General features: G+C 47.1%; 25 protein-coding genes. 9 read left to right on the top strand and 16 right to left on the bottom strand.

Going from position 1 to position 24531, the window contains the following annotated elements:
- Positions 1 to 257: 257 nt before the first annotated feature.
- Complete coding sequence (locus tag BN6539_RS16540) at positions 258 to 971, top strand: DNA alkylation repair protein (RefSeq protein WP_067541054.1); 714 nt, start codon at positions 258 to 260, stop codon at positions 969 to 971.
- A 299-nt stretch (positions 972 to 1270) separates the two neighbouring features.
- On the opposite strand, the gene BN6539_RS23005 is transcribed toward BN6539_RS16540, so the two are convergent.
- Both BN6539_RS23005 and BN6539_RS23000 read right to left on the bottom strand, forming a co-directional pair.
- Entirely contained in the window at positions 1271 to 2152 is an 882-nt protein-coding gene (locus tag BN6539_RS23005) for an NAD(P)/FAD-dependent oxidoreductase (protein ID WP_242869452.1), read from the bottom strand.
- Positions 2153 to 2326: 174 nt separating this feature from the next.
- Positions 2327 to 3385, bottom strand: a complete 1059-nt coding sequence (locus tag BN6539_RS23000) for an NADH:flavin oxidoreductase (RefSeq protein ID WP_317869907.1) — start codon at positions 3383 to 3385, stop codon at positions 2327 to 2329.
- 212 nt (positions 3386 to 3597) lie between these two features.
- On the opposite strand from BN6539_RS23000, the gene BN6539_RS16530 reads away from it, so the two are divergent.
- Both BN6539_RS16530 and BN6539_RS16525 read left to right on the top strand, forming a co-directional pair.
- Positions 3598 to 4194, top strand: a complete 597-nt coding sequence (locus BN6539_RS16530) for a TetR/AcrR family transcriptional regulator (protein ID WP_067541052.1) — start codon at positions 3598 to 3600, stop codon at positions 4192 to 4194.
- Positions 4195 to 4208: 14 nt separating this feature from the next.
- Positions 4209 to 4958 carry an EFR1 family ferrodoxin gene (locus BN6539_RS16525; protein WP_067541049.1) on the top strand — a complete coding sequence of 250 codons (750 nt, stop codon included), beginning with the start codon at positions 4209 to 4211 and terminating at the stop codon, positions 4956 to 4958.
- Positions 4959 to 5323: 365 nt separating this feature from the next.
- Here BN6539_RS16525 and BN6539_RS16520 read toward each other — a convergent pair whose 3' ends face one another.
- From BN6539_RS16520 to BN6539_RS16500, 5 genes are all read right to left on the bottom strand, one after another.
- On the bottom strand, positions 5324 to 6013 hold the full coding sequence (locus tag BN6539_RS16520; protein ID WP_067543468.1) for a phosphoribosylaminoimidazolesuccinocarboxamide synthase: 690 nt from the start codon (positions 6011 to 6013) through the stop codon (positions 5324 to 5326).
- A gap of 110 nt (positions 6014 to 6123) precedes the next feature.
- Complete coding sequence (locus BN6539_RS23575) at positions 6124 to 7725, bottom strand: N-acyl-D-amino-acid deacylase family protein (RefSeq protein WP_067541047.1); 1602 nt, start codon at positions 7723 to 7725, stop codon at positions 6124 to 6126.
- Between the two features lie 67 nt (positions 7726 to 7792).
- On the bottom strand, positions 7793 to 8560 hold the full coding sequence (locus BN6539_RS16510) for a GNAT family N-acetyltransferase (protein ID WP_067541045.1): 768 nt from the start codon (positions 8558 to 8560) through the stop codon (positions 7793 to 7795).
- Between the two features lie 63 nt (positions 8561 to 8623).
- Positions 8624 to 9493 carry a helix-turn-helix domain-containing protein gene (locus BN6539_RS16505; RefSeq protein ID WP_067541042.1) on the bottom strand — a complete coding sequence of 290 codons (870 nt, stop codon included), beginning with the start codon at positions 9491 to 9493 and terminating at the stop codon, positions 8624 to 8626.
- Positions 9486 to 9875, bottom strand: coding sequence for a thioesterase family protein (locus BN6539_RS16500; protein ID WP_067541041.1), 390 nt, complete (start codon positions 9873 to 9875; stop codon positions 9486 to 9488). Before BN6539_RS16500 ends, BN6539_RS16505 begins: the two co-directional genes overlap by 8 nt.
- A gap of 143 nt (positions 9876 to 10018) precedes the next feature.
- Here BN6539_RS16500 and mscL point away from each other — a divergent pair, with 143 nt between their 5' ends.
- Positions 10019 to 10426, top strand: coding sequence for a large conductance mechanosensitive channel protein MscL (gene mscL / locus BN6539_RS16495; protein ID WP_317869908.1), 408 nt, complete (start codon positions 10019 to 10021; stop codon positions 10424 to 10426).
- A gap of 40 nt (positions 10427 to 10466) precedes the next feature.
- On the opposite strand, the gene BN6539_RS16490 is transcribed toward mscL, so the two are convergent.
- Complete coding sequence (locus BN6539_RS16490; RefSeq protein WP_067541039.1) at positions 10467 to 10739, bottom strand: iron-sulfur cluster biosynthesis family protein; 273 nt, start codon at positions 10737 to 10739, stop codon at positions 10467 to 10469.
- Positions 10740 to 10865: 126 nt separating this feature from the next.
- Between BN6539_RS16490 and BN6539_RS16485 the strand changes: the two genes are divergently transcribed.
- The 3 genes from BN6539_RS16485 to BN6539_RS16475 all read left to right on the top strand — a co-directional run bounded on the left by BN6539_RS16485 (position 10866) and on the right by BN6539_RS16475 (position 14031).
- Positions 10866 to 11906, top strand: coding sequence for a YeiH family protein (locus BN6539_RS16485; protein WP_067541037.1), 1041 nt, complete (start codon positions 10866 to 10868; stop codon positions 11904 to 11906).
- A gap of 152 nt (positions 11907 to 12058) precedes the next feature.
- Positions 12059 to 12667 carry a TetR/AcrR family transcriptional regulator gene (locus BN6539_RS16480; protein ID WP_067541035.1) on the top strand — a complete coding sequence of 203 codons (609 nt, stop codon included), beginning with the start codon at positions 12059 to 12061 and terminating at the stop codon, positions 12665 to 12667.
- Complete coding sequence (locus BN6539_RS16475) at positions 12667 to 14031, top strand: MATE family efflux transporter (RefSeq protein ID WP_067541033.1); 1365 nt, start codon at positions 12667 to 12669, stop codon at positions 14029 to 14031. The genes BN6539_RS16480 and BN6539_RS16475 overlap by 1 nt, the downstream gene beginning before the upstream one ends.
- 1 nt (position 14032) lies before the next feature.
- Here BN6539_RS16475 and BN6539_RS16470 read toward each other — a convergent pair whose 3' ends face one another.
- Positions 14033 to 15733 carry a glycerophosphodiester phosphodiesterase family protein gene (locus tag BN6539_RS16470; RefSeq protein ID WP_067541031.1) on the bottom strand — a complete coding sequence of 567 codons (1701 nt, stop codon included), beginning with the start codon at positions 15731 to 15733 and terminating at the stop codon, positions 14033 to 14035.
- 133 nt (positions 15734 to 15866) lie between these two features.
- A complete protein-coding gene (locus BN6539_RS16465; protein WP_067541029.1) occupies positions 15867 to 16808 on the bottom strand; it encodes a DMT family transporter in 942 nt (313 codons plus the stop codon).
- A 128-nt stretch (positions 16809 to 16936) separates the two neighbouring features.
- Here BN6539_RS16465 and BN6539_RS16460 point away from each other — a divergent pair, with 128 nt between their 5' ends.
- Together BN6539_RS16460 and BN6539_RS16455 are read left to right on the top strand one after the other, a co-directional pair.
- A complete protein-coding gene (locus BN6539_RS16460; RefSeq protein ID WP_067541027.1) occupies positions 16937 to 17812 on the top strand; it encodes a LysR family transcriptional regulator in 876 nt (291 codons plus the stop codon).
- Between the two features lie 99 nt (positions 17813 to 17911).
- Entirely contained in the window at positions 17912 to 18901 is a 990-nt protein-coding gene (locus tag BN6539_RS16455) for a DUF5692 family protein (RefSeq protein WP_067541025.1), read from the top strand.
- A 336-nt stretch (positions 18902 to 19237) separates the two neighbouring features.
- Here the strand turns inward: BN6539_RS16455 and BN6539_RS16450 are convergent, their stop codons facing one another.
- From BN6539_RS16450 to BN6539_RS16425, 6 genes are all read right to left on the bottom strand, one after another.
- Entirely contained in the window at positions 19238 to 19648 is a 411-nt protein-coding gene (locus BN6539_RS16450) for a type II toxin-antitoxin system HicB family antitoxin (RefSeq protein ID WP_067541023.1), read from the bottom strand.
- Between the two features lie 122 nt (positions 19649 to 19770).
- Positions 19771 to 20478, bottom strand: a complete 708-nt coding sequence (locus BN6539_RS16445; protein ID WP_067541022.1) for a B3/B4 domain-containing protein — start codon at positions 20476 to 20478, stop codon at positions 19771 to 19773.
- Positions 20479 to 20585: 107 nt separating this feature from the next.
- Positions 20586 to 21212 carry a DUF47 domain-containing protein gene (locus tag BN6539_RS16440; protein WP_067541020.1) on the bottom strand — a complete coding sequence of 209 codons (627 nt, stop codon included), beginning with the start codon at positions 21210 to 21212 and terminating at the stop codon, positions 20586 to 20588.
- Positions 21213 to 21222: 10 nt separating this feature from the next.
- Positions 21223 to 22215, bottom strand: coding sequence for an inorganic phosphate transporter (locus tag BN6539_RS16435; RefSeq protein WP_067541015.1), 993 nt, complete (start codon positions 22213 to 22215; stop codon positions 21223 to 21225).
- Between the two features lie 116 nt (positions 22216 to 22331).
- Positions 22332 to 23453, bottom strand: coding sequence for an aminotransferase (locus BN6539_RS16430; RefSeq protein WP_067541013.1), 1122 nt, complete (start codon positions 23451 to 23453; stop codon positions 22332 to 22334).
- 10 nt (positions 23454 to 23463) lie between these two features.
- A complete protein-coding gene (locus BN6539_RS16425) occupies positions 23464 to 24480 on the bottom strand; it encodes an ornithine cyclodeaminase family protein (protein WP_067541011.1) in 1017 nt (338 codons plus the stop codon).
- Positions 24481 to 24531 lie beyond the last annotated feature (51 nt).

Genomic DNA, 24531 nt, shown 5'->3' with positions numbered 1-24531 from the left:
TTTGCATAATCCTTTCATATGATCTCTAGTATCTCAAAAATTGCCAGTGATATCCATCATTATACCTCTTTTTCGATGATAATTAAAGGATTTTAACTATTTCTACATGATTTATGTTATAATGAACGCAAAGTTTTAAGAATATTGCCTAAGGAAGCGTTCATTCAATCAAGATGTTCAATTTTATTTTTAAATGAATCGTCACAATATAATGGCTCCATATTTAACGAATTTAACAGATGAAAGGGACTACACTTATGACTTGTAACGAAATCATCAGCCAGCTTCAGGCCATGTCCAGCGAAAAGCACAAAGCCAATGTCATCAAATTGGGAATTCCGGAAGAAAACAGCATCGGCGTTTCAACGACAGAGATACGGGCTCTAGCCAAAAAAATTGAAAAATCTCAGGATCTGGCATATGAACTGTGGCAATCCGGCTATCACGAAGCCAGGCTGCTGGCAGTGCTGCTCTTCGACAAAAAGAAAACAACCCTCGAAGAAGTGGATACTTTGATGTCTGATGTAGTTTCCTGGGATCTGTGCGATCATTTGTGCAAAAATTTAATCGTGAAGATGAAAGACTTTGACCAGTTGATCACCCTGTGGATCACTTCCCAACACACTTACAAAAAACGGGGCGCTTTTACGCTGATGGCTTCTGCGGCCATCCACCAAAAAGACATCACAGCGGAAACTCTCGACGCTTATCTGGCGCTCATTCAAGAGCATTCACAGGATGAACAAGATCATGTCAAAAAATCCGTCTCCTGGGCCTTGCGCGAAATTGGCAAACATGATTTTGACACAAACGAAAAGGCGCTTTTGCTAGCGCACAATCTCAAAGAGAACGGCAATAAAGCACAGGTCTGGATCGGAAAGGACGCCATCAAAGAGCTAGAGAACCTGGTCAAAGTCCCAGGACGCACGCGGCTGATTTCTGCTGATTCCAAAATGGGCCGTGAACAATAGCCGCTTAATAAAAAACGAGTGCATAACGGAGCGTCGCTCCTATGCACTCATGTCGCCCGCAAGGGGCGACGCTTCGTAAGGTACGTTCTTTGCCTTTTCGCCCCAGCTTTAGCTGGCTAGGCGAAACGGACAGCGAAAGGAGCATTAGCGACTGGAGGAGTGAGCAAAGCGAACGATGAAACATACGGAAATACGTCCTTTGAACGATATTTCCTATGTTATAAAAAACGAGCAGTTCTTCCTGAACGATGATTTCGCTATAAGGATGATCTGCTCGTTTTTCTATAAATTTTTGTCTATTATTGTATTTTTCTTGCCACTTCAAAGGCACTGCGTGTGGCATCTCCGATACGTCCCGGCTTTTTGGCATCACCGATTACATAGAGCCGGTCACAACAGCCAGAAACTTCTTTTTCAAGTTCATTTCTGCTTCGCACGCCGATAGAGAGCACTGTCGCATCTGTCGCGATGGATTCCATCACGCCGTCCTTACGGCTTAAATGCAGCTGATTTGAGCTGATTCGTTCCAGCTTTCTGCCAGGCATGAACCGTGCGCCGCCTTTTTTCAGCCTCCCAATGACATCATCTGCATTGACAGGATATGCTCCGGGGGCAATTTTGTCCGCCATTTCAATAATGGTAACTCGGTTTCCCTGTATCTGCAGCAGCTCCGCCGTCTCTAATCCCGTCATCCCCGAGCCGATGACTGCGATTTCCTTCCCCTGATATTTCTTTTCTCCCATCAAAATCGGCGTTACCGTGACTACATTTTCCGCGTCGGATCCCGGTATTGCAGGCGCAACTGCCTCACCGCCGGTAGCGAGAATCACAGCATAAGGCTGGTAGGAATTGATCATCTCTTTGGTCGCGTCGACGTGATATCGGATCTCTGCGCCCTCCTGTAACGCCTGGCGTGCCAGAGTCTCCGCGGGCCAGGCGATTTTCTCTTTCAGCGGCGGCATCTTTGCCAGAAGAAGCTGTCCGCCAGGTTCTTCCTGTCTCTCAAGCACCGTCACCTTGAAATCACGCGCCGCAAGTTCCTTTGCCGCCGTCAGTCCTGCAGGTCCCGCTCCTACGATGACGATCTGCCGATGCCCGCCGTTCTTCGGCGCTGCGTCCATCATCTCGCTTTCTCTGCAGGCTCGCGGATTGACCGCACATCCGACGGGTTTTCCGTTCATGATATGATCCTGGAAATACTCCATGCATCGAAGACAGCAGATACACCGCTGTATGTCCTCACTTCGTCCCTCTTCTGCCTTATTTACCCATGCCGGGTCAGAAAGGAAGGGCCGCCCCATGCCGATGAAGTCCTGTACTCCTTCTGCAAGCTGCGCCTCTGCCTGCTCAGGGGTTCAAATCAGATTTGCCGCGATGACAGGAATCCTGACCTCGTCTTTCACTGCTTTTGCCAGATACTTACGCCACCCTTGAGCAAAGCTGACCGGTTCGCAGGAAGTCTGCGCCGTATCATAATTTCCACTGCTGACATTCAGCACGTCGATTCCGAAGCTTTCCAGGCATTTCGCCATCTTCACCCCTTCTTCCAAAACGATGCCCTGGCCTGCATAACCGATCATATCGTAATATTCTTCGACGGAGAGGCGGACGCTGATGGGAAAATCCTTTCCGCATTCCTTGCGAATACCGTCGATGATCTCCTTCAAAAGGCGCATTCTGTTTTCCAGTGTACCGCCGTATTCATCCTCTCTCCGGTTCGTATACGGGCTTAAGAACTGCTGCAGCAGATAGCCGTGGGCCGCGTGGAGCTCTACGCCGTCGGCGCCGGCTTTTTGCACACGCCCCGCAGCAGCGACGAACTGGCCGATCAAAGTTTTAATCTGCGGTATGGTCATCGCTTTTGTCGCCTGATTGCGAATTGGATTGACGCCCAGTCCGCAGGGAACGTCGCTCGGTGCGAGAAGGGGTTTCATATAACGCCTCATCCGCTTCACCGTTTTCGGATCGTCCATGGCAGATTCGTCAAAACCGCCGGTAATCTTAAAAAAGAGATCCCAATACCGCGGAAAGATCCGCGCCATCCTCTCGTTAAAACGCCATAGCGCAGGGAACATGACCACATTCTGCCTGCCTGGATGAAAGAGCTGCACGAACAGCTTTGTACCGTAAGCATGGACCCGGTCCACCGCATCCTTAAGCGGTGCGATATATCTGTCGTGGGACATTGACAGCATGCTGGAATGTGAGACCGCGTCGTCTTCATTAATCCTGGTGCATTCCGTGATGATGAGGCCCGCGCCTCCCCTCGCCCGCTCTTCGTAATACGCCGCCAGCGGCTCGCTGACACTGCCGTCGTGATTGGCAAGACCCACACACATCGCCGTCATGACGGCTCGATTCTTGATTGGCACAGAGCCTATATTCATCGATGTAAATAAGTTGGGGTATTTCATCTGATTGACCTCCATTCATGATAACAAGTATAGAATTCCCAAAGTTTCTTTTCTAAATTCATAACATAAAATCTTTTGCAGTCGATTTTATTTTTGCACTTGTATAAATTTTTTCTTTAGTTTATACTATAGAAAACGGTGAAACAAGTGACAGAATAAAACAGACGTGCAGATTTAGACAAAAACAGAAAATTGTCAAAGGAGATTTGAATATGAAATACGACTTTTCAAAAAAACTGACCATTGGAGCGGCCCGCACCCTGCATTCCCTGCAGCAGGCAATGCGAGCGCTATTGTCTTCAAAAGCCTTCGAAGAAGTCACGGTCGGTGAGCTGTGCGAAAAGGCAATGCTGCCCCGCGCCACCTTTTATAACTATTTTGACGACAAATACGATCTCCTGCAGTATTGTCTGATGACTGTTCGCGATCAGCTGGATAGCGGATACCGGGACATGGACAACTGCAGTGAACGCATGAACTGCCTGATGGAAAATTGCTTTGATTACCTGGATCAGAACATCGACACAGTACAGAAAATTTTAAGGAACAACCCTGCTAACCAATACCTGATCAACCAGGTGCGTCTTTACCTGCTCTCAAATATGTCCGCCGCATTTCAGAGCAATCCCAATTCTCACCAGTTCAAAGTCCCCCGGGAAATGGCGGCAAAACTATACAGCGAGGCGATCGTGATCATTTTGGAATGGAAATACCTCGAAAAGCGGGAATGCTCAAAAGAGCAGGCAAAGGAATATCTCCGGCAGATGGTAAGCGGAATCGACGAGAAACAGACGGTTTCAAATTTATAAAAAGGAGTGATTTTATGGTTTTTTATTTTAGCGGTACAGGAAACAGCGCCCTTGTGGCAAGACAGATTGCAGAAAGTCTCGGAGATGAAATGATCTCCATCAATCAGTGTTTGAAAGAGAAGGAAACAAAGATCTTTCGTGCTAAAGAGCCCCTGATCTTTGTTGCGCCTACCTATGCCTGGCAGATGCCCAAAGTCGTTCATCGCTGGATTCAGGAGTCGGGCTTTCAAAACAGGCAAAAGGCCTATTTCGTCCTCACCTGCGCGGGAAGCATCGGCAATGCCGCCGCCTATGCAAAAAAACTCTGCCTGGAAAAGAATTTGCTTTTCTGCGGATTAGCCCCCGTCATCATGCCCAATAATTACGTAGCCTTGTCCAATACGCCGGACAAAAAAGAGTGCGATGAGATCCTAGAAAAAGCCCGCGAACAGACAGACGAACTGATCGCATTGATTCAGCAGGACAGACCGTTCCCTGAATCCCACGCTTCCTTTAAGGAGAAGCTGTCCAGCGGACCTGTAAACACACTCTATTATTCCCTTTTTGTCCACGATCAGGGGTTTGCAGCCACTGACGCCTGTGTTTCCTGCGGGAAATGCCAGAAAAGATGCCCTCTCGATAATATCAGCATGGAAAATGGAAGACCTTTATGGAAAGGAAATTGCACCCACTGCATGGCCTGTATCGGAGGCTGCCCTGCCGAAGCAATTGAGTACAAAAAATCCTCCAAAAATAGGCGAAGATATTACATCATGGAAGACTGAGCAAGCGGCTGCTGTGAGCCGATAAATTTCTAAATCTGGCAAAAGTGCCACAAACGAGCATTTTTGGCGCTTTTGTGGCATTTTTCAGTTTACATCAAGCTTTTAAGAAGCAAAAAAGGCAATGATTTGCGCTAAATATGTTTCTAAACCCTTATTTTTTGAAAAGGTTATTTATTATATAGTTTTCTAGTCCATTGCATTTCTCCCTTTTAATGGATAATTTGTTCAATATTTCGTCTCATTTTGCGAAAAAGTGCCACAAACGAGCTTTTTTGGTGCTTTTATGGCACTTTTGCCAGTTTCACCCACTATTTCCTGCATAATAAAAAAACGAGTGCGGATTCTCCTGCACTCGTTTTTACTATTTATTTTGTATGGCTCAGAATGATGTCAGTCAGATCGACTGGATCTACGATCTTTCCATCCTTGTAAACTCTCATGTTGCCGCTGGCGATTTCGTCGATGAGGATGACCTCGTCATTGTTGTATCCGAATTCGAATTTGATGTCCCACAGCTCCAGTCCCATGGATGCCAGGTCGTCAGCAACGATCCTGGTGATCTTCAGGGTCTGTTCTTTCATCTGGTTGAACATCTCCTGGCTCATGATGCCCAGAACCTCAAGGCCTTCGCTTGTGATGAGGGGATCGCCCTTTTCGTCGTCCTTCAGGGTCGTCTCCACATATCCGTTCTCGAAAACGGTGCCGTCTTCGATGTATGCGCCGTATCTGCGGATGAAGCTTCCGGTCGCTCTCAGTCTGCAGATGACCTCAAGTCCCTTTCCAAATGGAGTCGCTTTCAGAACTTCCATGGTCGCATTGTCGACGTCAGCGCTGACATAATGCGTCTTGATGCCTGCAGCTTTGATCAGCTCAAAATATCTGATTGAAGTTCTGAGGTTCGCTCTGCCGATTCCTTCGATTGTCAGTCCCACTGTATTTTCGCCCGGATCAAAGACGCCGTCTTTTCCCGTGCAGTCATCCTTGAACTGCAGCATCACGTTTCCGTTGTCCAGTGCAAATACGTCTTTTGTTTTTCCTTGATAAATTTTTTCCATCATTCTACTCTCCATTCCTGTGTTTATTTATAAGTAAATTCTTATCTGTCAATATTTTTACCATACTATTATAGCACAACGAAAGCAGATGACAAGAAAAAAATCACACTTTATCTTTCGCGCGGCATGGCTCTTCCTGCCTTTGCAAAAGCCTGGCGGTCAAGAGTCTCGCCGTCGAGGACCTTCGTGCCGTTGACAAAGACCTTCTCGATGCCGAAGGGTTTATTTTGATCGGGCACGCCGTTCTTCAGCTTTTCTTCATCAAAGACGGTCAGATCGGCAAAGAAGCCTTTTTTGATATATCCCCTTTGCCCAATGCAGAACCGATCAGCCACAGCGCCGCTCATCTTGCGGACGGTAGCAGCCATGGTATCGCCGCTGCCTTTGAGCGACAGGTGGAGGAATTTCGGGAAGCAGTCGTAAATGGCCAGGTTCTGCACGCCCCGCTCCTCGACCCAGGCATCGGTCATGTAGAGTACGTTTGGATGTTTGGAAAACTCGCTGATGATTTCCGCCGTGCTGTAAGGCTCCATGATGACGCGGCCTGTGTTGTTGCTGATTTCACAGAGATGCAAGTAGGCGTCGATATCGCTCATTCCCTCTTCACGGGCAATCTGATGAACGGTCTTTCCCTCATATTTCTCATAGCCCTCCCCGACGTCTGCAATGAGGATATTGTCGAAATTGAAACCCAGCATCTTCATGCTCAGCTTGGCGAGCAGCGTGAACTTCAGCTTGTTGAACGGCTTACGCTTTTCTTCTTTGCTCATGGACTGGTACCACGCAGGCATGATGACCGTAATGACCGATACGCCCCGATCCTCTGCATAGATATCGAACATGGCGTCAATACCGTTTTCTCTCATTCCCATCAAAATCCGAAGCAGCTCATCCTTGCATTTAAAAGAAGAACGCCCCACAAAGATAGCGTGGGAATACTGCAGCTTCATATGGGTCCCCCGAGAAACCTCCTCCAGTTCGTCCAGGGCCCGCAGAATATGGGGTCTACCAAATGGGCTGGAATAGGCCAGGGACACCGCGCTGCTGGCACGCGGATGGACGGTCATGGGCACGTCGTAAGCTTCGCAGAGCTTCGCCACGTCGCGCAGTTCTCCCGTCTTGGCATAGACCCCCGGTTCGTACATCAGCCCCAGTGACAAGCCGCAGGCGCCCTCTTTCAGACCCTGCTCCATGATGCCCAGCATGCGGCCGCGCTCTTCGGGCGTCAGCTCCCTGTTCTCGAAGCCGGACACGCTGTTTCTCGCCGAGCAGTGACCCACCAGGGTTGCGATGTTCAGCGGCGTATTCTTGTCGATGGCGTCAAAGAATTCTTTGACGGTGCCGTATTCGCCCGTCACATCCCAGTTGTGGAAAAGGCCGCCGCCGACGCCCTCCTTGTAGGGGCTGTCTTTCTCAAAACCCACGCTGGAAAGCCCGCAGTTTCCTGCGATAAAGGACGTGATCCCCTGCCTGACGAAAGGATCGAAGTATTTCTCCGGTTCCTTCTTTATGGCAAAGAAATCGTTGTGGGAGTGGGCATCAAAAAAGCCCGGAGAAACCGAGAGTCCCGCAAGGTCGATGACTTCCGCCTCATCGTCTTGTAAGTTCTCGCCGATTTCCTCGAGCTTTTCGTCTTTGATCAAAATATCGCCGTGAAAAGGTTCTTCGCCGGTTCCGTCGTAGATCAATCCGTTCTTCAATAAAGTCTTCATTCCATCGCCTCCATTTTTCAGAATTTACTGACTTTATTTTACCATGGGGAGGCGGGAAAATCCAGCCCTATTTGCCGGTTTCATTCATCCGGGTCAGGAGTTTATCAAAGCTTTTCTCTGACAAGATCTCGTTGGTCAGGAATTCTCCATCACGATAGAGAGCATAGGTCGTAAACGGATTCGGTGCATTCTGCGCCGCTTCCCTGCTTTCAATATGAACCGGCTGGATTTTGATCCCCCGTTCCGCCGCTGCATCGACCAGGACAGGCACGTATTTTGCCGTGTGAGGGCACTGATTGGTGTAGTACAGCGTCCAGCCGTCTTTTGGAACCGCAGCCTTCTTCACACTGTGACAGAATTTCGGTACCTGCGCACCCTCCTCAAAGGGCAGGTAGAGCAGCTCGTAGTACGGCTTACAGGTGTCCGCTACGATAAATCCCTTATATTTCAAATAGCCGGGATCAGAGAGAAAGGGCATTTTCTTTTTGGTCGACAAAACGACCAGTCCTTTCTTACCCTGGGCCTTTCCATCGGCGATGCATTCTTCCAGAAGCGCGTCGCCATATCCTTTCCCTTTATATTTTCCAGAAACCCAGAAACAGTCGATATAGAGATAACCCGGCGCTTCGACAGGCGCCCAGGCGGCCTCCGCCGGCAGATATTCGATGAAGACTTTTCCCCTCTCATCCAGTTTGAGGAAAACCAATCCCTCTTCCATCCTCTGCCGCAGCCACTGTTTTTTTGAGGAGACAGAAGTTTCCCCTTTCTTCTCCGATATCGCGCAGCAGATATGCTCCTGCTCCAGGTTGTCCAAATTCACTTTCTTCAATTCCATAGTCAAATCCTCCTTTCATTCATCGTATCATGTTCCATTACGGAAAAATGAACGAAAGAGATACTATTTATACGGGATATACCATTCCATGGTGCAAAAATCTTCCGTACAGGCTTTTGTATCTACCCGCTCAAAATACATGTTCTGGTCAAATATATGCTGCCCTTCAGGCTGGCGGCGGAAATAGGACGCTATGGCCTGATACATTTCCTCTGCCCTTTTCACGTCCAGCTCCCGATAAGAATGGCTGCCGATATAGGTAAATCTTGCATAACGGGACTTGGCCAGCAGGAGATTGCAATACTTTTCGTTTGGAGCAGAAACGTGAGCTGTGCAATAATAATCGGAGCGCTGTTTTTCTGCGTCATAATTCTTCGTTACACCGTAGTAGACACCCTTCTCCTTTACGTGATCCAAATGTGGGTAACAAAGATCCCAGAATTCCAAGGCTCTTTGTGGAGCCAGGCTGTGGGATTCTGCAAACCCCAGGTTATGCTTCACCCCCGACAGGATCATTTTCGGCAGGATGCATACATCTGGCAGAATCATATTCTCTTCTCCAATGGCAATCATCTGCTCCAGTGAGACTTTTTCAGTGATAGCAAGAGGCTTTCCTGATTTTTTCCACTGAAAAGGCGTCATGCCGTATTCCCTTTTGAAGGCGTTGATGTAGGTTTGGGGAAATTCATAGCCGTATTCCGCCGCAATATCTGCAATGCGAAAATCACTTGCAAGCATCAGTCCTGCGCTGCTGGAAAGTTTTCGCTTTTTGATATAGGTAGAAATCGGCATATGAAAAGCAGATTTGAACAGCTTTCGGATGTAGATTTCCGAAAGGCCAAATCTGCCTGCCAAATCCGCAAGCGTCAGCTTCTCTGCAAGATTTTCTTCAATATCATTGATGATGTTCTGTAATAACAGCCTGTTATGCATTTGCCTTGCTGTCAGCCTTTGCCTGGAACTTCTCGTTTTTGACGATGAAACGTTCGTGGGTACCTTCTCCGATCAAGCCCGCATTGTCATACGCTGCTACCTTGAACACCAGCTTCCTGCCATCGACTTCGGTCAGCTCGCTTTCGCATCTGACTGTCATGCCCAAAGGCGTCGCTGACAGGTGACTTACGTTGAGCTGTGTGCCTACGGTGCCGCTGCCCTCTTCCAGATGCGGTGCAACGCTCTGCCATGCCGTCTTTTCCATCAACGCGATCATGGAAGGTGTTGCGAAAACCTTGAGGGTGCCGCTTCCCATGGTCAATGCTGTATTCTCCTCTGTCACCTTAACTTCCTGTGTTCCTTTTATGCCTGCTTCTAACATAGATTTCCCTCCTAGAAACTTTTATACTAGCAGTATACATGAATCAGGCCTTTTCTTCAAGAAAAATCAAATAATTACAAGACTTGACTTCTTTCGAAAATCTAGTATGATGATATCGTTAAAAGAACATGTAATGGAGGGTTATGATGAAGAAGTTTTTATCCGAATTCAAAGAATTTATCTCACGGGGCGATGCCATGAGCATGGCTATCGGCATCATCATCGGCGGCGCTTTTACCGCCATCGTGACATCTCTCGTCAATGACATCATCACGCCCATACTGGGCATCATCATCGGCGGTCTGGATTTTACAGGCATCACCGTCTCGGTAGGCGACAGCATGATTTTAATTGGAAATTTTGTACAGGCCGTCATCGTATTCCTGCTGACTGCTCTGGTTATCTTCAGCATCATGAAAGCCTTTAACAAATTGCAGAGAAAGAAAGAAGAACCCGCACCAGAGCCAGAAAAACCGTCAGAAGAGGTGCAGCTTCTCACCGAAATCAGGGATCTGCTGTCAGAACAAAGAGAATATAATGAAAACCGATAAGCATCTTCTTATCGGTTTTTTAGAATCTGGCAACTTCAGATTACCTCATGACGGCTCTGAAATCTTTGAATATGCCCTTTCTGCCATAGTCAATTTTAACTACGCTGTCCAAAATCGGTTTTTCTAACTCCGAAATCAGAAATCCATATCCGTCTACGTCGATCAACTCGTCCTTTGATCTCATCCGGTCCACGTAAAAGTCCAATGTAAAGTTACAGCAGCCTGTCTTGTTCAAGGCGATTCTCATATATCTGTCATCACTCAGCATCTTGTCTAATTGGTCTTTTGCCGCCTGCGTCAATTCAATACTCACGTTTGATCCCTGCCTTTCTATCGGTATTCTATATAAATACCCATTATTTCAATTTTCACACATTTTACTTTTTTGACATTTTTCGCTATAATGATTCTTTGCGATATCATTTTAGGAGGATACACTATGAACTTTATAAACAAAAACGGCAAAGGTCTGTTTCTTTGCCTGGCTCTAGCCGTCCCTTCGTGGTTTCTCGGCAAAGCCTTCCCCATCGTCGGAGGCGCCGTCATTGCAATTTTGGCAGGGATGATCGTGACTCTGCTGATTAGAGATAAAACCTCATTTGAAGCAGGCATCAAGTTCACATCAAAGAAGATTCTGCAGTGGGCAGTCATCTTGCTTGGTTTCGGATTAAATTTAAACGTCATCTTGCAAACCGGAAAGCAATCTCTTCCGATTATCATATGTACCATATCTACGTCTCTGCTCATCGCCTATGTGCTGCACAAGGTTATGAAGACACCGGCCAACATCTCGACTCTGGTCGGCGTAGGATCTTCTATCTGCGGCGGTTCTGCCATCGCCGCCACTGCCCCGGTCATAGAAGCAGACGATGAGGAAGTCGCACAGGCGATTTCCATCATATTCTTCTTTAACGTGCTGGCTGCCGTCATATTTCCGGCATTTGGACATGCTATCGGATTTGACACTACTTCCGGGGAAGCCTTCGGCATCTTTGCCGGAACTGCTGTCAACGATACTTCTTCCGTCACAGCATGCGCCTCTACCTGGGACAGCATGTGGAATCTGGGCGCTGCTACCTTGGATAAGGCCGTCACCGTCAAATTGACCAGAACCCTGGCTATCATCCCGATTACTTTGATTTTGGCAGTTTGGAGGACAAGAAAAGAGGAGAAAGAAGATGAAGCAGCGGGGAAAAAAGTTTCTATGAAAGATATTTTCCCGTTCTTCATCCTCTACTTCATCGCAGCCTCCATCATCACCACCATAGCCGCCTCTATGGGCGTGCCGGCTGACTTCTTTGCGCCGATCAAAGAACTTTCCAAGTTCTTCATCGTACTGGCCATGGCAGCCATCGGCCTCAACACCAACATCGTGAAGCTAGTCAAAACCGGCGGCAAACCGCTCTTTATGGGTCTCTGCTGCTGGATTGGAATCACTGGTGTCAGCCTGCTCTTGCAGCATGTGATGCATCTCTGGTAATTTAATCGGCAGTGTTCTTTAGAAAGGACGCTGCCGATTTTTTTTTGCAAATAATGAGCTGTCACAAGATTTTCAAGAATAAATATTGACCACATGGTCTATTTTTGTTAAGATATAGAAAACAGACTACATGGTCTATTTTTGGAGGAGTTATGAAACGAGAAGAAAAAAATTTACAAACAAGACGACGTATTATGGATAGTGCTTTGAACGAATTTTCTAAACAAGGTTACGGTGCAAGTTCTATTAACACGATCTGCTCTGCCCAAGGCATTTCCAAGGGCATTATCTATCATTATTTTAAAACAAAGGATGATCTGTTTTTGGCTTGCGTAGAGGAATGCTTCTGCCTGCTTACAGAATATTTAAGAAGCAAAATGCAGGATGCAGAAAGTGATATCGAAAGACAATTAGAAGAATATTTTGCTGTAAGAATGTCTTTCTTTACAGAATATCCTATTTATCAGCGAATTTTTTGCGAAGTGATGATTACTCCGCCGACCCACCTTGAAACAAAAATACAAGAGTGCAAGAGAAATTTTGATCAGTTGAATATCCAGATTTTAGACAAATTATTAGCACCACTTTCTCTGAGGCCTCCTATGACAAAGGGTGAAGTAATAGAAACTTTTAGACAGTTTCAGGACTTTATCAATATCAAGTATCCGGTCACGGAATTTGAAGCCCATGAACAAAGCTGCAAAAGAGCACTGAACATATTATTATACGGGGTAATTGACAGAAGGGAGCAGAAATCATAATGGCAGAAGTGTACAGATCAAATTCTATTTTAGGTGATATTCCCCCTTCAAAATCAATCGTAAAACTGGCAATACCGGCTACACTTGCGCTATTGGCCAAAGCAATTTATAACTTAGTTGACACTGCCTATATTGGAATGCTGAACTCTGATATTGCGCTGACGGCAGTAGGCGTTACAGTTCCTCTCCTGCTTATCATGGTTTCAATCGAAAATATATTTGCTGCCGGAGCTGCCGTTTTAGCGGGGCGGCAGTTAGGCGGCAGGGACAGCGAAGGAGCCAGCCGTACTGTCACAACAATCGTTGGCTTATCGGTTATGATCGGCGTGACATTATGTATAGGCGGCATTGTGTTTCTTGAGCCTTTCATGCGGGCCTTTGGCGCATCCGAAAGCTCATTGCCATTGGCAGAGGACTACGCTTTCTGGATGTTCATAGCAGCATTAGCAAACCTCCCGGCACAAAGTATGAACTGTGCTGCAAGAGCAGAATCTTCTGTGAAAATATCTTCTATCTCCGTCATTACCGGAGCATTACTCAATATCGTTCTAGATCCAGTCTTCATGTTCAACTGGGGACTGGATATGGGTGTAGCAGGGGCTTCTCTTGCGACCACGATATCTCAGTTTGTCACATTTTTTATTTTGCTGTGGTTTTATGCCAGCGGAAACTCTATCATCAAAATAAAAATAAAATCTTTCCAACCTGATTGGAAATTGATCAAAACAGTTACGTGCATTGGCATTCCAACGGCAGTCATACAAATATGTTTATCGGTGGCAGCCTCTTTGACAAACATGACAGCCGCGGCGCTGCCCCAATCAGATGAAATTATCGCAGCTTATGGCGTAGTCCAACGGCTCGTCTTAATCGGCTGCTATGTGATTATGGGCTTTATGCAGGGGTATCAGCCAGTAGCTTCTTATGCGTTTGGCGCGAAAGAAGAAAAAAGATTTCACCAGTCAGTCCGGTTCGCTTTAAAGGGAGCAGTTCTTTTAACAATCATCGTAGCAATCATATATATCACTTTGGCGAAACCGTTGATCAGTCTCTTCAATGGAAATCCGGCCATTATAGAGTATGGCAGATGGCTGCTCATTTCCCAAGTAATCTTGTACCCGGCTTTCGGGTTATGCTATATGATGACAATTACTTATCAAACGATTGGTGCTTCCAAATATGGATTGTTTCTTTCCTCAGTGCGGCAAGGGCTGTTTTACATTCCATTCATATTGATTCTGCCTCAATTCTGGGGTGTCGCGGGTATTTATTTTGCACAGCCTGCCGCTGATATTTTAACGACTCTGGTATGTGTATTGTCAATCAAATCAATGAAGGCAACTGCCGTCAAAAACATGAACTGAGCTAATCCGGATACAGCAAGTCTGTCACAAATTCCAAGGTCTGGTCTTTGTCGGCATTCTTTGAGGTAAACATGCCGTACAGAGGGTTATCCGTCACTAAACCGTCTGTTCCCAGGCGGAGGATTTTTTTCATATTCTTCTTGGTGTTGGCCGTCCATCCGTAGACCTTTTTGCCTCTTGCATGTGCTTCTGCCACAATTTTGGGAGAGAGAAAGGTAGTCTCTACGCTGTATCCGTCAAGATAGCTGTGGTCAAAGGAATCCAGCTTCAAAAATGTGGTGATATAGACGGTATCAATCGCAGGCGCCAATGACTTGCTCTCTTTCAGCAGATCTAAATCCATGGAGGCGATGGTACATTGCCGGCTCATCCCCGCTGCCATCACCTCTTGCACTGTTTTTTCCACAAGATGTTTCTCGTGGCCTGTGGCCTTTAGTTCAATCATCAGATGGATGCGGTTCTTTGCTGTCAAAAGCATTTTCTGCAGTGTGGGGATCTTTTCGCCAGCAAAATCAGAGGAAAAATGAGAGCCGGCATCCAGGGTCTTTACCGTCTTATACTCTGTATCCCAGACCTTTTGATTGAGATTCGCCGTGCGTTTGAAGCTGGCATCGTGCATGACAATCAGCACGCCGTCTCTCGTCTGCTGTACGTCGATTTCCGCCAGTTCGACACCTGCCTCGATTGACGTTTTCAACGCAGCCACTGTATTTTCCGGCGCAAAAGCGGCACCTGCCCGATGGGCGACAATCTTCGTATCATGCTCCGAAGAAAACAGATTCCCTCCTAATTCCGTTTCGCTGTAAAAAGCCAATAGAACAAACATGACAAATACCGCGGCAGACCGCAGAAGTACGGCTCTTGCAGACCACTTTGCCTTAGGCTGGACGGGGCGTACATCTCTGCGATACAGATGATACAGTGTTACAACCATGGCAAACAGCGCTAAGGTCGCAAAGATATCCACGAGAATGGCTCCCATCACACTCCATTTTGTGTAATAAAACTGAAACATGGCTCTGCCCCCGTCAACTGCGTCAGGCCATTTACTCAGAGACCAGAACAAAAGGCACATGCAGATAAAAGCAAAAAACAGCGCAGTCGCGCAGATCAGCAGGCTGAGCAGCAAATACCCTGCGGCTTCTTTTTTCCGCCCCTTTAGAAAAGGGATTTGAAATGATTTTCCTAAAAAAAGCTCCTCGTGGAGAATCACTGCCGGAAATCGGAACAGGGAGAAGAACAACAGAATGTTCAGCCCCAGCATTCCTGCTGCAAAAACGATAAAGAGAATCGGACGATCCTGCAAGAAATCCAATAAAAATTCGGGAATCTGAAACTTGTTCAACAATCCACTGGTCAACGGAAATGCTGATAAAGCGATCACGGGAAGGAGCAAAACCAGTATGGGGAAATTTTTTATGTGAAACAGGCGGAAAGAATGGTGAAAGGTTTCTTTGAACAGCTTCCACACAGAAAGGCGTTCCGCTCTCCATCCTGCCTCACAATAGACGATGATTGCTGTAATTTCAAAATAGACATAATAAAAAAACAAAAGGACAGCGGCGGCAGACATCAGGCTGCCTTCATCTGCCAGCATGGTGAGCAGGGTCATTCCTATGACCTTATAAAATATTTCAAAGTAAAGCAGCGTCAGCCAATTTGGAAGGGCTGTCTGCAGCCACGTCTTTATCGTATCTTTCATGCACCTTATCCCCTTCGAATTCTTCTGTGATAAAGTTATTTTGCCAAAAAAGAAAAACAACACTCCCTAAGAATGCTGTTTTTCTGGATTTTATTTTATTTTACTATTTTATTAGGAATTTTCATAATCAGTTCTATACTGCTTCTTCTTCTAAATAGGCTGTGGTGATGGATTCGCAGGCTGCCTCAGGTTCAGGTTCCACATTGACTGTGGAAATCACCCACGTCTCTGCCACGATGCATCCGATGATGATGACGGTACCCAGAAGACCGATACCGCTGAGTATTTCCCCGAGTATTACCCAGGAAATAGCGGCCGTAAAGACAGGCTCGCTGCAGAGAATGACAGAAACCTGCGTCGATGAGATACCGGTCAAAGCTTTGTTCTGCAGCCAGAATGCCAGGCAGGTGGAGATGACTGCAAGGTAGATGAGTACCATCCAGGCAGAAGGTTCTACGCTCATCACATTGAAGTTCGGTTCCAAAACCAACGCGCCAATCAACGAAGCGCCAAAGGCCAGACCCACCTGCATGGTGCTGATGGTCATCACATTCATATCCTGAAGGCCTTTCTCTCCGAAGACAAGAGAGCCCGCCATGGTAACAGAAGAAAGCAGCGCTAAAGCCTCGCCCCATCCGAAGGAAAAGCTTCCGCCGTTGCAACACAGAAAATACAGACCTACGATTACCATGAGCTGTGCAGGCAGATATTTGAGTCTGAATTTTCTCTTCAAAATGATGGTCTCCATGAACGGTACAAATAAGACCGAAAGGGAAATAAAGAAGCCCACATTGGTTGCCGTCGTCATATCCAAAGCCACATTGCAGGTAATGTATGTAGCTGCTACGCACAGACTGCTGGGCAGCCATGTCATCAGCGGCACATCCTTCAGCTGTTTCAAAATACCCTTTCCAAAGAAAATAAGGAATACGGCAAATGCCAGGCCAAACCGCAATGCCATGCTCCAAAAGGGAGTGATACTTTCATAAGCAATTTTTGTCACGGCATTGCCCATGCCGTAGATCAGCGCCTGCATCGCTACCATGCTACCGTATAGTAAAGTCTTGTTTTTCATCTATATCATGTCTTCCTTTCTATGTCTTGTGAAATACTCATGTTTATAGTATAATTTCCCTATAATTAAAAGTAAAGCTAGAGTTTCTTTTAAATATTTAAAGAGATTCTTTCATTCTAGGAGGAACTATGGATATCCAAAAATACGAGGCATTTATCAAAACCGCCGAACTGGGCAGTATCAAGAAAGCATCGGAAGAACTTGGCTATACCCAGGCCGGTCTCAGCTATATCATCAAGACATTAGAAGAGGAACTGGATATTTCCCTTTTCTTTCGCGATTACGGCAAAATCTATCTCACTGGCGGTGGCAAGGAGTTGCTCCCTCTGGCGCACGCGATCTGCAACGATCAAAGACGCCTCAAGACCCGTCTTTCGGAACTGAAGAATCTGCAGTCGGGAAATATCACCATCGCAGTGTTTACCAGCATCGCCGTTTACTGGCTGCCCTATCTCATGAAAGGATTTCTCGAAAAGCATCCCGGCATCCGCTTTGATGTAAAGTGCTACGAAGAGCCCGCCGTCCTGGACGAAATGTTAGATAACGGCGATGTGGATTTTGGGTTCACCGTATTGCCCGATGCCGACGCCAGCTTTGAAAAAGTCTTTTTAAAGAAAGATCCCATGATGATCGTTCTTGCAGAGAACCACCCCCTGGCCGGTCTGCCCTATTTTCCCTCTTCTTCCATGTCCGAGGAGCCCTACATCAGTGTCGGGGATCATTCAGAGATGGACGCACTGTTTTATTACAATAACGTAAAACCCAATACCTACCTCATGCTGGATAACGATTTTGCCGTCATGTCCATGGTCAGCCAGGGGTTTGGCTTCAGCGTATTTCCCGCGTTGATGCTCAAGTCGCCCACCTTTCCACTGGCCGTCAAGGAACCGGAAATATCTTTTTCCCGGGAAATAGGGATTGTCCTGCGCTCCTTGGAAAGCGCCTCTGATGCAGCACGAGCCTTTATCACCTTCACCAAAGACTGGATTTCAGAAAATTTTTAATGAATGGGTGTACAAAAAGAATAACATGTGTTATTCTTTTATCAATAGAGCATAACAAACGTTATGTAGATGCGAAATTTATTTAATGGAGGTACACCTATGTTTACTTTTAATTATCAAGCCGGTGCAGAAACCCTGGCTGTATGGGGTGTCTGGGTCGTCGTATTTGCAGCATTATTTGGACTGAATGAGATATCCAGGCGCTGGAAATGGGCAGGTTTCCTCTGCTTCATCATCTTGCCGATCGTCCTGTCCATTCTCTGGTTTACAGCCCTGAAGGATGTGACCTACACCGACTGGTTCCATCTCGCCAAGGTCTACTCGTCTACTGCAGGCTGTATCGGTTTCTGGTGCATCAGGCACATTGAGAAAAAAGATAAGCTCACTGGAAAAGTGACCTGGAGACTGGCTGACAACAAGATCGCCCTCTGTTTCCCGCCTCTGATTCTGGCAATCAACATCTGTGAAGCCGTAGCCCGCGACATCGAAGTGGGCATGACCTTCACCGGCGGCGGTTATATGGCCGATACCATGAAGGACGTCTACATGCTGGGCGGCTCCTGGAACTACATGAACGCAGCAGCCGGCATCCTGAACATCCTCACCATCACCGGCTGGCTGGGCATCTGTATCAGAAAAAAGACTGCCAAAGACGGCAGCAAAGACATGCTCTGGCCTGATATGCTGTGGTTCTGGATTGTCGCTTATGACCTTTGGAACTTCGCTTATACATACAACTGCCTGCCGCACCACGCATGGTACTGCGGTTTTGCCCTGCTCCTGGCGCCGACCATCTGCGCATTCACAGTAGGCAAAGGCGCATGGCTGCAGCACAGAGCCCATACTCTGGCCCTCTGGTGCATGTTCGCACAGACCTTCCCTGCCTTCCAGGACGTGAGCAAATATGCAGTGGATTCCACCTACAATCCGACCATTTACTTCATTGTCAGCTTTGCTGCCCTGGCGGCAAATGTGCTGGTCTTCCTCTATATGATTTACAAAATCAAGAAGACCCATCGCAACCCTTGGAAAGGCGAACTCTACACAGACCTTCCAAAATACGAAGAAATCAAGAAATTGTCGGCTTAAGATGTAAAAGGGGCTGTCGCATTAACGAAGAAACGGCGTAAAGTATTGTTTTCTGGATACGTTACGCCGTTTGGGAGCAGATTTAGCAGGCAGATTCGCTGCGTTTCATAATAAACAAGATCTTTCAGGCACTCTTTTTCCTTTTATAATGTTAATTTCTTAAATTTACCATTAATTAATTTCCAATTCTGTATTATCTTGTAATAATTTTTGATACAAATCATTTCTGTCAACGGAAAAACGGCGCATAATGCATCTAAAATAGACATTTGCGCCGTTTGATCTGATCCATGGATTACTCGGTCTTAGTGCAACAACCCCTTTTTTCATCTTTACCTATTTTTTATTGTCGCTTACTTTATATCCCAATTTCTCTGCTATGGATTCCTGGAGCAAAGCAGAAAAGTTTATCCCTTTTGCTGTTGCCTCTTCGTTCATCCATTCTGGTATAGATACAGTTTTCTTTACTGCTTTGCTATTATAATAAGTTCGATATTCCATCGTATCGCAGCAAATCAAGGTTATTGTTTCATTTTCTTTTGGCTGTATCTCTTTGATATCCGAAGGTTCAGGTATCGACTCGCCTGTTATTTCCATATTATATAAAGTCAAGCATAAAACATCCTCCGCCATGGCTATTGCATCACTCAAGTCCTCCCCTTCCGTAAAGCAATTTTGTAAATCAGGGAAGGAGATGAAATATCCATCATCATCTTTTTTTAAAACTGCTGGATATACGTACTTCATTTTCTTCCTACCTCCTATTTTAAACCCGCTGCTTTAAGAATGCTATCAAGGGTCCGACTTTTATTTCGTTCTTATGTCTGGGCACAGGGAATGTGCATTTTGAAATCGTCAAGATGTATCTCTTACAGCTCTGCCTCTTTGTGCTCCCGATCCAATATCTTGATTTCGCACTGGCCGCCCAGTCTTTCTTCCACTTCCCGTTTCAGATCTTCTAAAACTTCCATCAGTTCCTCATAGCGGTCCGTGTCTACCAGCTCGCAGCAGAGCATGGCGTTTTTGGTCTTCTCTGTCAGCATGGTACGTTCCGCTTCCCGCCAGGTCCAACATCTGCAGACGGCGCCTGCCTTGTCCTTGTAGACCAGCTCCTCCGGATACGGCGGCTCGTTCTTGTCGCTGCCGATGACCTGGAAAGGTTCATCGCCATCTGCCTTTGTCAGCAGCAGGTCTCCTTCCATACAGTCGATGTCTTCACCGCCGCAAGGCATGGCGTGGGAAAGGGACACGCTGTTATAGATATCCACAATCGGATTGATGGTTCCCAGATGATTTTCCTTGGAGATCCGCTTCATCAAAGCTTCGATGGAACATCTGGCTCCTTTTTTCGTCTTGAACTTCATGTAAGCTTCCCGCCACACTTTGATGACTTTGTTGTCCGTAAAGTTTTCTTCCGTCAAGAAGGTCAGAGCTCTCTTCTCCCCCTCGCGGATCAGGGCTTCATATTCCGCCTCGTTCTCTTTGTACACGTTGTCAATGCCTTTGCAGACCACGATACCGATCTTGCAGTCAGGAAACATCTCCCAAAAGTCGTCTCTACAGATTATTTTTTTCATATTTCGTTATTGCTCCCTTCTAGTGCGACAAACGCCATACCAGCCATAGGCTGGGGAACGTGTCGCATACACCTTGTCCACTATTATAGGGAACCTTACAGGCAGTGTCAAGTGATGGATTTGATCTTGGTATCGCTGATCCGGTCGATGGCTTTCTTCGTCTTGTAGGAGAGCTGATTCAGATCGCGGAAAAATTCCCTCTTGATCAAAATCTCTTCCAAGGTAAAGATGTCGCTGTCCAGCTTTTTCAGGCTCTCCCAGTAAAGATTTTTGATGATGCGGCTCTTCCGTTTGGCCTCCATAATGGCATCCCAGAACCCATCGTCATCACCGACGGCCCAGCATTTGACTGCTTCCGTAATGCCGCTGACCGTAACCTGGATTCGCTGCGCCATTTCGATGTTCTTTTTGATGGGAACAAATTCAAAGAACTCGATAAAATCCGTGAGATCCTTCACTTTGTCGGTGATGTCGTCGATTCTGCGGGATACCGCATAGATATCGTGACGATCGAGGGGCGTGATGAAAGAATTTTCCACGTAGTCGATCAGCTTCCGCCGAACCTGGTCCGCTTCTTTTTCGCACTGGCCGATGGCTTCTGCCGTCTCCTCCTCCTGTTCCTCCATATAGGAGATGAACAAGGTCATGATTTCGTCGTTCAGGTCGCACTGGTCTATCAAAAGAGAATAAAAGTCCGGCCTCTCTTCTTTTTTAAAAAAATTTTTCTTCTTCATAACAGCCTCCTCATAGCAGTCTCAGCAAAAAGTATACGGCGCCCCCGATAGCAGCCGAGATCGGAATGGTGATGATCCACGCAACGATGATTTTCTTTGAAACCGCCCAGTTTACTGCCTTGGGCGTCTTTTCAGTCCCCACTCCCATGACAGAGCCTGTGATGATCTGGGGAACGCTGATGGGAAGCCCCGTCACGTTAGCTGTCATCACGACAGAAATGGTAGAAAGCTGAGAAGCGAAAGAATTCTGTGTATCGATTTTGCAGATATCCATGCCCACTGTTTTGATCATGTTATAACCGCCTGTGATGGTGCCCAGTCCCAGTGCCAAGGCACAGCTTACGACGACCCATGCCGGCACGAAGACAGCTCTTCCCAGATAGCCGGCAAGCCCCATGGCAATAATCCCCATGACCTTTTGCGAGTTGTTACTGCCATAAGAAAAGGCCACCAGAAAACTGCTGATCTTGCTCAGAACGTTGATCCGTCCGCTCCATACGATGGTGCCATTTTGCAAAACCCGCTTTTCCAACTTTAGAATCAGGTAACCCAGTGCAAAACCCAGAATCGGGGAAATGATCATGGCCAAAATCACCTTTACAAAGATCAGATGCCATTTGATATAAACAGTTCCGTAAGCCGCAATGCCGCTGCCGATGAGAGAACCGATCAGCGTATGAGAGGAACTGGACGGCAGCTTCAGTCTCCAGGTAATCAGATTCCATACGATTGCCCCTGCAAAGGCAGCTGCCGCAAAGGTACAGCACATATCTCTGCTGCCAGAAAGAACAGCAGCAGTGTCGATGATATCGCCGGAAATGGTGTAAGCCACCGCCGTGCCCAGCAGCACTGCGCCGAGGAAGTTTGCCAGTCCCGCCAGGAGAACTGCCTTCCTGGCAGAAAAGAGACGCGACGAAACTGCGGTAGCCATGATGGTGCCGCCATCGTGCATCCCTGCTATGTACGCTGTAACCAGCCCGATGGAAATCATAAAGTAAAACATTAATCAACCTTCTTTTATATATTTTTACCCAGGATTGTACGGAATGCAACACAATAAAACGAAAAAATCCGCCACATCTTAAGATATGGCGGATTGCGTTAACTCGTGATTTTATTTTATAATTCTCTGAGGAATTCGGTGAATTTGTCCAATCCTTCTTTTAAGGTCTTGGAATCATAAGCATAACCGATTCTGACTGCGCCTTCCATCTCGAAACATTCGCCCGGGGTGAAGAGCACGCCCTTTTCTTTGATCAGTCTGACGCACAGATCGTAGGACGGGATATCCTTATCATAGTAAACAAGCGCTGTGGTACCTGCTACTGGTCTCAGATAGCGGACCTCCGGCGTTTCCTGTACCCACTGGTCCAGGATAGCTCTGTTGGTGTTCAGGATCTTTCTGTTTCTGGCAAAGATCTGCTCCTTGTGAGCAAGGGCAAGAGCCGCTAGCTTATCGTCCAGAACGCCGCAGCTGATGGTATCGTAGTCTCTTCTCTCGTGGCACTGGTGGAGCACTTCTTCGCACTTTGTTGCGATCCATCCCATACGCAGGCCGGCCATGGAGAAGACCTTGGACATGCTTCCTACGGAAATGCCCTTGTCATAGAGGTCTACGATGGACTGCATGTAGCTTCCGTCCTCAGAAATCCCTCTGTACACCTCGTCACAGAGCACGTAAGCGTCCACGCTCTTCGCAATCTCGATGATTTCCTTCATGACGTCTACCGGAATCCAGGAACCTGTCGGGTTGTTCGGATTGTTGATGGTGATCATCTTGGTATTCTCATCAACCAGGCTTCTGAGCACGTCCAGGTTTGGCAGGAAGTCGTCCTCTAATGTGAGCTGCAGCAGTCTCACATCAGCGCCGATGGATTCCGGAATGGAATAGTGCTGCTGATAAGTCGGCATGACGGACACCATGTTGTCTTCTGCTCCGATCAAAGTGGTGATGACCTGGTTGTTTGCGCCGATAGCGCCATGGGTCGGGATGACCTGCTCCGGTTTGAGGTCCTGATACAGCCCCGCAACGCCCTGCAGGAATTCAGGAGAACCGAAGATGTGGCTGTAGGAGAGCCTGGTATCTGCCAGCTCTACCATGTATTTCTCCACATCCTCTCCCGCCAGTTCCAGCAGTTCTTTTATGGTCATAGAATCGATACAGGTTTCTCCCAGATTGTAAACCGCATCGTCCTCATATTCGTTCATCCAACGTTCTACTTTAAATGTTTTGATTTTCATTTCACACCTCTTACAAATTTACTGTTTCTCCGAGATTTCTCTCTTCCGCTTTTGCTAACGCCAATTTTGCCGTGAGTAGATCGAGCAGCGCTGTACCTGTCGCGTCGAAAACAGTAATCTGTTCGTCGTTTTCTCTGCCGACGGTCTCGCCGATCAAAATCTCTCCGATCTCACCTGCAATGTCTTCTTTTTTCAAAATACCCTTCTGGATTGGAATTTCAATCTCTCCTACGTTGATACACTGCGGTGTGTCGTCGGTGAAGACGCGGGCATCCGCAAAGATCTCGGGATCGATTTCTTCCTTACCGGACATGTCCGAACCGATGCAGCTGAAATGGGTGCCCGGTTTAACCCATTCTTTCTGAATGATCGGCGTATGGGAAGGCGTCACCGTGATGATGATATCACTCTCTCCCGTGGCCTTAGGCAGGTCTGCGACCGCTTCAAAGGTCACGCCGCAGGCATCGTAGTCAAAGCTGTTTTTCAGGGTATCCGGCATGGAAGCCGCAAATTTCTCAGCGTTCTCCATGCTCAGGCCGTCGTAGACGTAGACTTTTTTCAGTCCCGGGAACAGCATCAGTGTCGCTGCAACCTGGAAAGTCGCCACGTGGCCTGCGCCGACCACCATCAGTGTCTCAGAATTCTCCCTGGCCAGGGCTTTCGCACCGATAGCGCCTGCCGCACCCGTTCTGATTCCGGTAATGTGGCTGCCGTCTAAGATTCCAATCGGCGCACCTGTAGCAGCATCCATGACCATGATAGTTCCAATCAATGCCGGAAGGCCTTTGTCAGCGTTGTCACCAAACCAGGAGACGACTTTCAGGCCAAAGATGTCGCTGCCCTTGAGCCAGCCGGATTTGATGTCCATGTCGGCAACCCCCGGTTCAAATTCGTGAAATACCAGAGGAAAAACAGTGGTGTCTCCTTTTGCTTTTAGTTGATATACTTCCCTAACAGTATCGATCACTTCAGGCATCTTGAGAACGTCTTCCGTCACTTCTCTGCTCAGTACTTTTAAATTAAACATAATTCAGTTTCCTTTCTCAAAGTTCTCACACTTGTTATTTTCAGTATATCA

It is taken from the genome of Emergencia timonensis, from assembly GCF_900086585.1.
GTDB lineage: Bacteria > Bacillota > Clostridia > Peptostreptococcales > Anaerovoracaceae > Senimuribacter > Senimuribacter timonensis.
Note: the sequence above shows the minus strand (reverse complement) of the source record. Positions and strands in the feature narration are given on the sequence as shown.